Raw genomic sequence first — 11,442 nt, 5'->3', positions numbered from 1 at the left:
ATGAATACATTTATTATGGTAGGTTTTATCATCTTATGGGTTGTTATTATAGCTGAGGCGGGTTTTATGTTGTACATCATTAAAAGTTTGAACGACTTTGTAAAAGCAATTCAGACTCTTAATGATAAATAAGGGGGTATATTATGGACAATTCAATAGTTTTTATGTCGTTAGTTTTATTATCAATCTTAGCAATAATCCAAGGAGTATTTTTAGTCAAATTGACTAGGCAGGTAAAATTTTTTGCAGGGGTGATTGCAACTTCGCCTCATGTGCATTTTAAAAAAGAACTGCAAATCGGACAAGCTGCACCACCTTTCAAGATAAAAGACCAATTTAAACAAGAATTAAGAATTGGGCCAAACTCAAAAAACACTACAGTATTAATTTTTATTTCATCAGAATGTCCAACATGTAAAAGATTTGTTAATTCCATTAGCTCTACATATACACTTGAAAGTACCAAAATTATATTTATAAGCAATAAAGAATTAGAAAAGGAATACCATTCGCGATTCAATAAACATAGTTTGTCTTTTGCTGTCTCTACTGATATTTTTCAATTATATAATATAAGATCTGCTCCGCAAGCTATTATAGTTAATAGTCGTGGATATATAACGGATACTTTAAAATTAGAAACTTGGGCAGACCTAGTAAAACAAAAAATAGGATAATAGGTAGGTGGTCAATGTATGAGTACACTGCAAAAATTACTCACAAACATTTCGAAGGTAATTATAGGGAAAGATGGGTCGATTGAATTAGCAGCCATTGCCCTTATAGCCAAGGGACATATTCTATTAGAAGACGTACCTGGGACTGGAAAAACAACTTTAGCCAAAAGTTTAGCTAAAAGTATTGATGCCAAATTTCAACGGATCCAATTTACCGCGGATACATTACCCGGTGATGTGATTGGATTAGAATATTTCGATGTCAAAGAATCAGAATTTAAAACGAGATTAGGACCAATATTTGCAAATATTGTATTAGTCGATGAAATTAATCGTGCTGTTCCTAGAACACAATCTTCATTATTGGAAGTTATGGAAGAACGTACCGTTACTATTGCAAAACACACCTATACTTTACCTAATCCTTTTTTGGTCATTGCAACGCAAAATCCACTTGAATCAGCAGGTACATTCCCGTTGCCAGATGCCCAATTAGATCGTTTTTTACTAACTATACGTCAGGGGTATCCTACTAGAGAAGCTGAAAAAGAAATGATGCAGCGTTTCCAAAGAAACGATCCTTTAGAAAACCTTCATTCCATCATTTCAAGCGAAGAAATCTTATCTCTCCAGCAACAAGCGAGAGAAGTTCTGATAGAGAATGACGTTCAAGATTATCTTCTTGAAATTGTTGAGGCAACGCGTAAACACGAACTTATCGAAATCGGCGTGAGTCCACGGGGGACCCTAGCATTGATGAGAGCTGCTCAGGCTCGTGCAATATTAAAAGAAAGAGATTTTTGTATTCCTGATGATTTACAGGCACTTACAAAATCGGTATGTGCTCATCGATTAACATTGACTATTGAAGGAGAAATGAAAACTACAAAAGAGGAACTTATAAATGAAATTCTCCTAAACCTTCATGTTCCTGTGGAGAACACCTAATGAATCGAACACTTATTTACAGTTCATTAGCTGAACCATTATTAATAGGAATCGTGTCAGTTGCAACTCTTATATTTTGTATATTCTCAAGTAATCTTTTAATTTTATCCATTTTATTTTTATATTTATTTTTAGTACTATTTGTTCATGTTTATATACGTAAAGTATCTCAGGTACATTGGGAGTATGTTCAAGGTACTCCCAATACTTTTATAGGAGAAATAAATAATTGTTCAGTTAAAATTTCAAACAAATCAATATTACCTATTTTTAATATCGTATTTCGATTTAAATGCGATAATCGATTAACTTGGAATCATGACGCGCTAAATAAAAACCATAGTACAGGTTCAAATTACTATATGAAATTCAATATGAAGGGAGAAGCGATTAGAACATTTGATTTACAAAACATAGCATTGAAAAGAGGTATCGGGAAATGGGAAGAAGTTGAGATAGTAATTTCCGATCCATTTGGCCTCATTATGAGTCATCTAACATATAGTCAAATTGATACACCTACTTACTTGATTTTCCCTACTGTACCTAATATACAAATACCTGAATTACAAGAATGGTCGCGTGGATTTCGGAAAGCGATGTCTTCACCTTTGTACGATGAAACCAAAGTAGTAGGCGTGAAAAATTATGAAAATGAAGATTTTCGCTCGATACATTGGAGCGCAACTGCAAAAACAGGAATCATAACTGCAAAAAAACATGAACGATCACAATCCGATAAATATGCACTCTATCTAAATTTAGTAAACAAGAGTGGATTATCTATACGAAATGATACAGAAGAACTCATCGAGGTAACTGCCGGTATATGCAAACAACTTTTATTACAAGATTGTTCATTTGAATTGTGGATAAACAGCATAAAGGATACTGGATTGCAACATATTAAATCAGGAAATAGCAGGGGACATTTACAAAACACACTAAAAATACTTGCCTCTATTACAGAAGAAGATACACCTGTATCCTCTTCTTACTTTTATACAGCTGGTTTTCGTCGTAAGGAATTGGATGCTGTCCCTTTGATTATTGGTACTTCTCCGAGAGTAAATAATCAAATCAATAAATGGATTGTAATTAAAGATTAAGAAGGAGTTTGTGTCATGTTCAATAAAAAAAAGCATATACAGATTCATTTATGGATTGCTAGGATTTTAATCATCCTTCTTTTCTCGATTAGTGCCATAACTTTATCCAATGGTGTAACATCCCTACAAAAAATAATAAAAGACCATTATTTTAAGGAAGACTCTCAAAAGTATTTACCAAAAGAAACGGATGATTTTGAAATAACGGAGGGCCCTGTTGTACTTACCGGAAAAGAAGAACGTGGGTATTTTGGAACAACTAAATCTAATAAGAAAGTAATTATAGAAGAAAAAAAAAGTTTACTCACTCCCATCCTTAATTTACTTAAAAACCAATGGATTATTATAAGCTTTTATCTCATTTGTATCGGAATTATTGTTTTTATTTTTTATAGATTCTTAAGAAAAAAAATCTATAAAAAAGTGATTCTAGCAGAAAAACAACAAAATGTTAAAAGTGTAACAATAGTTAATAACAAAAATGAAAAATTCAGTAATGAGCCTATATATCAACTTCCCACTGATTCTGTACGTATAAAGTTGATAGAATGGGAACAAACTCTTCCATCCCATGAAAAAAGACGTTCCCACGAGTCTATACAACAATGGTTATATAGAATTTGTAGAACAAGAGATATTATTCCTATTTATGAGTCTATTCGTTATGGAAATAATACCTCTACAGAACTTGACTTACAAAAAACCTTGAAGTGGATACAAGAAAACACGAAAACTGAGTAATAAAATCGGTTCTGGTACAAAAATAAAAGAGAATAAAATGCATAGATTCCTAACAGAATCGTATCTTATGCTGCAAGTCCAAACAATAGATAGATGAATTCTTTCTGATTTTGGACAAACCGGTCCCGTAAATTAAGCTGTTCTTCTTTAATCATATACATGGCTTCTACTCTAGGAAGAATGGATGTAGTTGTGTCAAAACATTTAATCCCTAGCATAGAACAAAATCATCACTTCGTTATAAAACGATGATTTTATTCTACTATGTTATTCAAGTACTTTTGTTGTCTAAGTTGCATACCATCAGGTATGCTTTTTTCTTTTTTCATTTCAAAAGGTACACCTTTTGGGATAATCTCTTTATCCCACTCAAAGTACTCCATAAAGCAGTCCAACCATAATTTTGAAGTGCTTTCTGTCGATTAATCAGCTTTTCCAAAAATACAATTAAACAACCTAAATTCCATATTTATATGGACTCACGTTGCTTCTTTTAAAACTATTACTCCAGTATTTATAGACATACATATCTTTCAAGAGAGAACATCTAGCGAAATTACATATCAATCACCTAAAAAATCCCCTCCACCACAAGGCAGAGGGGATCTTCTAATTCCTATTTCAAACTACCCGCAATCTCCGTAAAGATAACTCCAAGTGCATGTGCACCTGCATCTGGATAGCCTAAGCTTCTTTCGCCAACTGTACCGGCGCGGCCCATACGAGCTACGATTTCTTTCGTATACTCTGCTCCTTTAACGGCTGCTTCTGCACCCTTTTCAAAGGCAGTTTTCATATCTTCTTCGTTTGAAGCGCTAGCTAACCAAGAGTCTACACATGGAGCAAGTGCGTCAACTAATGTTTTGTCACCAACTACCGCTCCTCTACCGAACGATCTTTCACCGATAGATTGGATGCCTTGCAGTGCTGCTTGTAACATTTCAGCGAATTCTTTCACTGTTAGCTCACGTTTTTCGCCTGCTGCTTTACTAGCTGCGCGGAATGCGCCGCCCCAAATTGGACCAGATGCGCCGCCGCAATGTTCCATAATAATCATCGAACAACCGTCAAGGAATGATCCGATCGTTACGTTTTCTTGATCTACAATAGAATGCCACTCACGTTTTAATTGCTTAAATCCTTTTGCCACACTCATTCCGAAGTCGCCGTCACCTGCATGCGTATCTAACTCACAGAACGGTACTTCATTTTTAATAATAACGTCGCTCATTTTATCGACGAGATAGATCATGTTGTTTAATGTAATAACATTATCTTTAATAACAGCATGCTCTTCTGCTGTTTCTATTTCAAAGGAAACTTCCTTCTCTTCTGTCTCTTCAAGTACATTCACGTACTCCACACTTTCAACTGGTCCATCTACTTTAAACGCTGGTGTATTACACTCTTTCGATAGTAATGTTTTTAGCTCATCATCTAATTTCATTACTGTTAAAGACATACCAGCCATATCGATACTCGTCATATAGTTGCCAACGAACACTCTATTAATTGTAATGTTTCTAGCAGCTAGTTCTCGCGTCACTGCGTTGTTAAATAAGTAAAGTTCTTGCAGTGGTGTTCCGCCAAAACCGTTAACTAGAAGCGCAATTTCTTCGCCATCTTTTACCCCTAAATCTTTCATTAAATCATTTGTCATACGGTTCGCTAGTTCATCTGCTGACAACATTTTTTCACGCTTAATTCCTGGCTCGCCGTGAATACCTACGCCGTATTCCATTTCATCTTCCGCAAGTGTGAAAGTAGGTGATCCGCTCGCTGGAACTGTACAAGACGTTAACGCTAAACCGATTGTGCGCACGTTAGCAGCTGCTTTTTCCGCTACAGCTTTCACCGCTCCTAAATCCATACCTGCTTCCGCTGCTGCGCCGGCAATTTTATGAACGAGAATAACGCCCGCAACGCCGCGGCGTCCTACTGTATACAAACTATCTTCTACCGCAATATCATCGTCCACTTTTACGTAGTCGACTTCAATTCCATCTTCCGTCGCTAAATGCGCTCCGTTTTTGAAATTCATAATATCGCCGCTATAATTTTTAATAATTAATAACGTACCTTTTTTACTAGCTGTTTCTTTAATTGCTTGATACACCTGAATTTGTGAAGGCGAAGCAAACACATCTCCGCACACTGCTGCATCTAACATTCCTTTTCCAACTAGTCCTGCATGCGCTGGCTCATGACCACTACCGCCGCCACTAATTAACGTTACTTTATTTTCGTTCATTTCTTTCTTCTTAATGACTTTATATTTTTTCAAAAGCTCAAGCTCTGGGTGAGCCATAACCATTCCGTTGCACATTTCCATTACTAATGTTTCTGGTTTGTTTATAATCTTTTTCATTGTGATTCTCCCTCAATTCCTTTAATATATTGTGATATATTTGAAATCTTCTTCTTACTACTCATGTTAAAATGAAAGCGTTTTATAGTAAACGGACAAAATGGACAATCTGTCTAAAGACACCGCTCTCATTTATAGATAGGATTTTCATATTACTAACATTCTAGGGATGATTCAGATGACCTCTTCTATAATTTCTAAAAAGATAATCGCGAACTCATTGAAACATTTAATGGAAACAGAGTCGTTTCATAAAATATCAGTGAGCGATATTATGTTACACTGTCAAATGCGTAGGCAAACTTTTTATTATCATTTTAAAGATAAATTTGAACTATTAAGCTGGATTTATAGAGAAGAAACGAAAGAAAACATTATCGACTTTCTCGACTATGAAACGTGGGAAAACATTTTCGATTTATTATTTGATTACTTTTATGAAAATCAAAAATTTTACCGAAATGCTTTTAAAGTCATTGAGCAAAACTCGTTTAATCACTATTTATTTGAGCATACGAAAAACTTATATATGAAAATTATTGATGAATTATCTGTGAGCTGTGGATTCAGCCTTTCTGATGAGACAAAAAATACGATTGCCTCCTTTTATAGTCACGGCTTCGTTGGAACGATAAAAGATTGGATTGAAAGCAAATGCGAAGTAGATTCGTCCATTATGTCTTCTCTCATGAAAAATATGATAAACAATCAATTACTACTATTACTGGAGCAATCTGCAAAGTAATTAAAGGGTGGCAAAAGCAATGAAAAAGATTATGAATGATGTACAACATGTTGTTCAAGATATGATGCATGGCTTTTATTTTGAACATAACGACAAAGTAAATTACGACGAAACAAATAACATCATTTATGTAAAAGATATCGAGAAACTGAAGCAAAACGTTGTTATTATAAGTGGCGGTGGTAGCGGACATGAGCCTGCTGATATTGGGTATGTAGGAAAAGGTATGCTTACGGCGGCAGTAAACGGAAGTATTTTCACTCCGCCTACAGTGGAACAAATTTTGGTGGCAACTCGCCTCATGCCAAAAGATAAGAGCATTCTATTCATCATTAAAAACTTTAAAGATGACGTAGCGAATTTTCTAGCAGCAGAACACATCGCGAAAGAAGAAGGTAGAAAAATTGACCACATCATCGTAAATGACGACGTTTCAATTGAAGATGATGCTTCTTTTAATAAAAGAAGACGCGGCGTCGCTGGTACTGTTTTCGTTCAAAAAATACTTGGTGCGGCCGCTCTTGCAGGTCACTCTTTAAATGAACTAGCAACACTTGGCCGTTCTATCACCGAAAACTTACACACATTAGGAGTCGCCCTTTCACCTGCAAACGATCCGGTGAAAGGAAAAGCTTCATTCACACTAAACGACGATGAAGTATTTTATGGGGTCGGTATCCACGGCGAAAAAGGCTACCGTAAAGAAGCACTATCCTCTTCTGAAATATTAGCGATCGAACTAATGAACAAACTAAAAAGCATCTATCGCTGGAGAAAAGGCGACAACTTCGCCATTCTCATTAACGGATTAGGCACAACGCCACTAATGGAACAATACATTTTCGCAAATGACATTCGCCGTTTATGTGAGCTGGAAGGGTTACAGATTACATTCGTAAAAGTTGGTACACTGCTAACTTCTTTAGATATGAAAGGTGTTTCGCTCAGTTTGCTTAAGGTGGAGGATTTGGATTGGGTGAAGTGGTTGAAGGAAAGTACGGGAGCTGCTAGTTGGTAATATAAATAAAAATAGGATGACTTCAATGGGCCATCCTATTTTTGTACGTAATTCACCTATTAAAAAAAATTCAATTACTGAAGAATTCTCCCTTCAATATTACAGCAAATTTACATTAAAAATGTAAATCCTCATTTCCTTCGTATTTTCCTTTATTAAGTCTTTTTCTTATGAATAATTCTGCAACAATTAAATTGGGTACCCACGCTAACCAAGCAATAATAGCGTAGCTAAGTTCAAACCGCTCTATTCCAAATAGAACGATAAACAACGGTAGCCAAATTCTTAATGTAACTGCTCCAAAGGTTAAAGAATAATTTCTAATCATCCAATTCCGATGTTCTTTAATTTTTTTATTCTTAACTCTATGTAACGCTTGATATGCTGATGTTAGCCAAAATACGGATAACAAACCGAAACCTAGCTTCGCTACCAATCCTCCCGTGGCATAAAAGGATAGATATAGTCCAGAAACGCCTCCTAATAATATACCAACCAGATAGATTCTCCCAACTATTCGATGACGGTTGATATTCCTTTCTCTAAATCTAGTGGATAATGTAAAAGGACCAATTACTAATGCTACAATACTAGTTGTAATATGTATAAATAGCATCACATACCAGAACTCACTTAATTTAGATCCAAACATAAGCTTCGCTTTTACAAGCCCTGTTTGAAATCCATTCATAATAAAATATTGGACAACAACATAGCCAGCTACTAAAAGAGCAAAAAAAGTAAATACAAACCAAATTTTCCTGTTCAAATTTTACTGCCTCCTTATTACATGAAGGAATTAGATTATACATTACTGTTCATTCTAGGAAAAAATAAAAAAGCCTTCTAGCGAAATGAAGTGAACCCCGAAAAAGGGACATGTAATAGATTAATATTTCCAATATAACACATATATATTTATATATATATATGTTATATTGTTAGAGGTACTGAAAAAGATAAACGGTACAGAAATGGTTTTTTTCTAATGGATATGTTGCAACAAGTAATAGATACATTTAAGTTGAACGTGTTAGCAGTCGAGAACGTTCCTGAGTCTTTTAGTTCGACTGTATATAAAATCAAGCTAATTGATCATCGTACAGTATATATAAAAATTCCTTATTCAAAAGTAAAACTTGAACGTGAGTATACTGTACTTAAACGATTACGCAATGAGCTTCCTGTACCAGAAATGTTAGACTATTGGGAAGGTAATGAAGATGTCACTGGTGCTTTATTATTATCCGAAATCAACGGTGTGCCGATTACAGAGAAGGTGGATACAGCTTTAGCTTATGATATCGGAGTACACCACGCAATGCTGCATGCAATCATTCCAAATGAGCAGGATTTCAAAAGTTCCGTTTCCAATGTATATGGGAAATGGTCTGAGTTTATTGAGCGACAATTTTATTCCTTTGCAGAAGATGTAAAAGAAGTGATTGATCCTTGTTTATACGAACAATCATTGAAGCATTTTGACCGTCAAGTGAAATTACTTCCAGCTCCAGATGGGCCTAGTTTTATACATATGGATTTTCGACCAGGTAATATTTTAGTTCATGAAAATCAAGTAGTCGGCATCATTGATTTTGAAAGTGCCCGAATTGGTGCAACCGAAATAGACTTTACAAAAATTAATAGTGATATTCTCATGAAATCTCCCGGAACATGGGATGCGTATAAAAAAGGCTATGAGTCCATTCGTCCACTTATTGATTTACAAGAAGTTTTACCGTTTTATCGCTTTACCGATGCGTTTAATGCAATTGGTTGGTGTAAAAGAAGAGGTATTGAAGAGCATCAAGCTTTTTTACAGGAGAGTGTAGCATATTTAAACGCTTTGTTTATGAAAGAATGATAGTTGAAAGAGAATTATCAAACATCAATAACTGATGTTCCATTTATAAAGAATTTTTCATATTTCATTATTCAACAATTGGGCGCAAGCGAGAAAGATACGCAGGTATAAAATGATCAAACTTTTTTATATAATAAAAACCCCTCAAGTATATCGTTCTATACTTGAGGGGTTACTCATCTATTCCTTCTCATCTCTCATATTCTTAAATCAATAGTTAGCTCATCTGTAATCTGCGCAAGATGGAAAAATCCTTTTATATAATGGATATCTGCCCATTCCTCTTCCCCACCAATAATAAATAATTCTTGCGCATCATACATGAATGAAAAGCTTGGATAAAAACTGTCAGCCTTTATTTCAATCTCACCAGTGCGATTACTGATAATCTTACAGTCTGCTGAATAGCTTAATAACGTGTAGAGAGAATCTTGTGCTGATTGGAAGAAATACTAGAATCATTTTATAAACGAGATCGCAACCATCTTATTGGAAGCTTACAGATCTCCAGGATAATAAATGAACATCGCACCTACAAATGAAAAAACTAAACAAAAAACAGCCTCGTATTTTATAACTAAAGAGGCGTTCGTATCCAGCTTTTTTCCCTCTCTTTTCAATATCAATTTAAATAACGCTGTATATAATACTTTATATAATACATATCCAATAATTGCCCCAAGGGTATTCGTAAATACATCATCAATATCTGTAATTCTATTATTTAGTAATTGATTTAACTCAATTGCCAATGAAAAAAAGAATCCCGCACATACGGTGTTTTTCATTTTTCTAAACTGCGGCCAAATAGTCGGTAATAAAAAACCTAATGGCATAAACAGTACAATGTTCAAAAGATACGTAGTACTACCTGCCGTATCAAATAGAGTCAAGTTAATTTGACTGACACGAATCCACGTTTCATATCTACTTATATCCCATACAGTCGCGATTTGCGTCACCTTATACACTAGCGAAAGATAGAACAGAAAAACATACACCCACAAAAAATGCAGAATAGATATAGTTCTTTTCGCTTTAAAATAAAATCCAATTTGAAACACAACACAAAACATAATAGTAAAAAAATAAGTATACAAATAACTCATCAAAACTCCTGTATGCATGTGGAATCCCCTAACTTTACATTTTCATCTATGACTTTGTTGTTTATAGGATAGGAAAAACTTTTAAAATAAAAAGTAGGGTAAACATAAAATTTTTCTTAAATCTTATGTTGGTCCTTATTATTGCTCTTCTTAATAATCCGTTATTCGTTGTTAGGAAACAGTATGCTTACACTTAACAATATTATCATTTTTGCACGTAATCCTCGTAATACTTTAACTGATGAAGCATATATAAAATCATGTGAATCGTTTGTTCAGTTAAAACATGAAATTAAGAAATATATGACGTACTATAATCATTCTTGCTATCAATAGAATGTAAAGAAGATGACTCCTGTTTGCATACAGAAATCATCTTTTTTAGGTTACCTAACTTTTTTTAGAATGTCCTTTACAAAGGGTACAGATCAAGAGCACCTTATTCCTATTCAAAGGGATCAACTATACCTTCTTCCCTTAAAATCACTAAAACCCATTTACAAATCTATAAAAGTAGATATAATATCCTTATGGAACCTTTATTAATTTATAAAGCATTGTCAAATGAAACAAGATGTCAAATTTTATCATGGTTGAAAAATCCAGAAAACCATTTCGACGAAAAACCTTATCTAGAACAAGACCTTAACTTTCAAGTTGGAGTATGTGTAGGAGATATCCAGCTTAAAACTGGCTTAGCCCAATCGGTTATTTCTAGTTATTTATTAACTATGAAAAAAGCAGGCTTACTAGAGTCTGACCGAATTGGAAAATGGACCTACTATCGTCGAAATGAAAAAACAATACGAGAGTTTTCTGAATACGTCCAAAACAAATTATAAAATGAAAGCTAATAATCAATC

Annotated in this window: 12 protein-coding genes and 3 pseudogenes; 10 read left to right on the top strand and 5 right to left on the bottom strand. The window is 34.5% G+C overall.

Annotated features, from left to right (window positions below; all coding sequences use genetic code 11):
* Genes ACHZK0_RS05010 through ACHZK0_RS04990 form a run of 5 tightly spaced genes read left to right on the top strand, consistent with a single transcriptional unit; the run spans position 1 to position 3,475 of the window.
* Positions 1-132 (top strand): hypothetical protein, encoded by a 132-nt coding sequence (locus ACHZK0_RS05010; RefSeq protein ID WP_395761262.1) that lies wholly within the window; start codon positions 1-3, stop codon positions 130-132.
* 11 nt (positions 133-143) lie between these two features.
* Positions 144-677 carry a TlpA family protein disulfide reductase gene (locus ACHZK0_RS05005; protein WP_395761261.1) on the top strand — a complete coding sequence of 178 codons (534 nt, stop codon included), beginning with the start codon at positions 144-146 and terminating at the stop codon, positions 675-677.
* 18 nt (positions 678-695) lie between these two features.
* Complete coding sequence (locus ACHZK0_RS05000; protein ID WP_395761260.1) at positions 696-1,625, top strand: AAA family ATPase; 930 nt, start codon at positions 696-698, stop codon at positions 1,623-1,625.
* The gene (locus tag ACHZK0_RS04995; protein ID WP_395761259.1) at positions 1,625-2,734 is read left to right on the top strand and encodes a DUF58 domain-containing protein; all 1,110 of its coding nucleotides are present in this window, start codon (positions 1,625-1,627) and stop codon (positions 2,732-2,734) included. The genes ACHZK0_RS05000 and ACHZK0_RS04995 overlap by 1 nt, the downstream gene beginning before the upstream one ends.
* A 15-nt stretch (positions 2,735-2,749) precedes the next feature.
* Positions 2,750-3,475, top strand: a complete 726-nt coding sequence (locus ACHZK0_RS04990; protein WP_395761258.1) for a hypothetical protein — start codon at positions 2,750-2,752, stop codon at positions 3,473-3,475.
* 65 nt (positions 3,476-3,540) lie between these two features.
* Here the strand turns inward: ACHZK0_RS04990 and ACHZK0_RS04985 are convergent.
* Positions 3,541-3,804, bottom strand: a pseudogene (locus tag ACHZK0_RS04985) (IS6 family transposase); the annotation flags it as partial.
* A gap of 287 nt (positions 3,805-4,091) precedes the next feature.
* Positions 4,092-5,843: a dihydroxyacetone kinase subunit DhaK gene (dhaK, locus tag ACHZK0_RS04980; RefSeq protein ID WP_395761257.1), complete on the bottom strand. Its 1,752-nt coding sequence runs from the start codon at positions 5,841-5,843 to the stop codon at positions 4,092-4,094.
* A 178-nt stretch (positions 5,844-6,021) separates the two neighbouring features.
* Between dhaK and dhaS the strand changes: the two genes are divergently transcribed.
* Both dhaS and dhaQ read left to right on the top strand, forming a co-directional pair.
* On the top strand, positions 6,022-6,588 hold the full coding sequence (gene dhaS / locus ACHZK0_RS04975; protein WP_395761256.1) for a dihydroxyacetone kinase transcriptional activator DhaS: 567 nt from the start codon (positions 6,022-6,024) through the stop codon (positions 6,586-6,588).
* Positions 6,589-6,607: 19 nt separating this feature from the next.
* Positions 6,608-7,606, top strand: coding sequence for a DhaKLM operon coactivator DhaQ (gene dhaQ, locus ACHZK0_RS04970; RefSeq protein WP_395761255.1), 999 nt, complete (start codon positions 6,608-6,610; stop codon positions 7,604-7,606).
* Between the two features lie 115 nt (positions 7,607-7,721).
* On the opposite strand, the gene ACHZK0_RS04965 is transcribed toward dhaQ, so the two are convergent.
* Positions 7,722-8,375: a DUF2306 domain-containing protein gene (locus ACHZK0_RS04965; RefSeq protein ID WP_395761254.1), complete on the bottom strand. Its 654-nt coding sequence runs from the start codon at positions 8,373-8,375 to the stop codon at positions 7,722-7,724.
* Positions 8,376-8,594: 219 nt separating this feature from the next.
* Here ACHZK0_RS04965 and ACHZK0_RS04960 point away from each other — a divergent pair, with 219 nt between their 5' ends.
* Positions 8,595-9,470 (top strand): phosphotransferase family protein, encoded by an 876-nt coding sequence (locus tag ACHZK0_RS04960; RefSeq protein ID WP_237979686.1) that lies wholly within the window; start codon positions 8,595-8,597, stop codon positions 9,468-9,470.
* Positions 9,471-9,667: 197 nt separating this feature from the next.
* On the opposite strand, the pseudogene ACHZK0_RS04955 reads toward ACHZK0_RS04960, so the two are convergent.
* Both ACHZK0_RS04955 and ACHZK0_RS04950 read right to left on the bottom strand, forming a co-directional pair.
* A pseudogene (locus tag ACHZK0_RS04955) lies at positions 9,668-9,922 on the bottom strand (hypothetical protein); the annotation flags it as partial.
* 45 nt (positions 9,923-9,967) lie between these two features.
* A complete protein-coding gene (locus tag ACHZK0_RS04950) occupies positions 9,968-10,597 on the bottom strand; it encodes a VanZ family protein (RefSeq protein ID WP_395761253.1) in 630 nt (209 codons plus the stop codon).
* Positions 10,598-10,813: 216 nt separating this feature from the next.
* Between ACHZK0_RS04950 and ACHZK0_RS04945 the strand changes: the two are divergent.
* A pseudogene (locus ACHZK0_RS04945) lies at positions 10,814-10,915 on the top strand (TetR family transcriptional regulator); the annotation flags it as partial.
* A 194-nt stretch (positions 10,916-11,109) separates the two neighbouring features.
* The gene (locus tag ACHZK0_RS04940; protein ID WP_064473110.1) at positions 11,110-11,421 is read left to right on the top strand and encodes an ArsR/SmtB family transcription factor; all 312 of its coding nucleotides are present in this window, start codon (positions 11,110-11,112) and stop codon (positions 11,419-11,421) included.
* The last annotated feature ends 21 nt before the right edge of the window (positions 11,422-11,442 follow it).

Origin of the sequence: Bacillus sp. 3G2, assembly GCF_044324725.1 — a bacterium.
Taxonomy (GTDB): domain Bacteria; phylum Bacillota; class Bacilli; order Bacillales; family Bacillaceae_G; genus Bacillus_A; species Bacillus_A mobilis.
The sequence above is the reverse complement of the archived record's forward strand: the minus strand, read 5'-3'. Positions and strand labels throughout refer to the sequence as shown.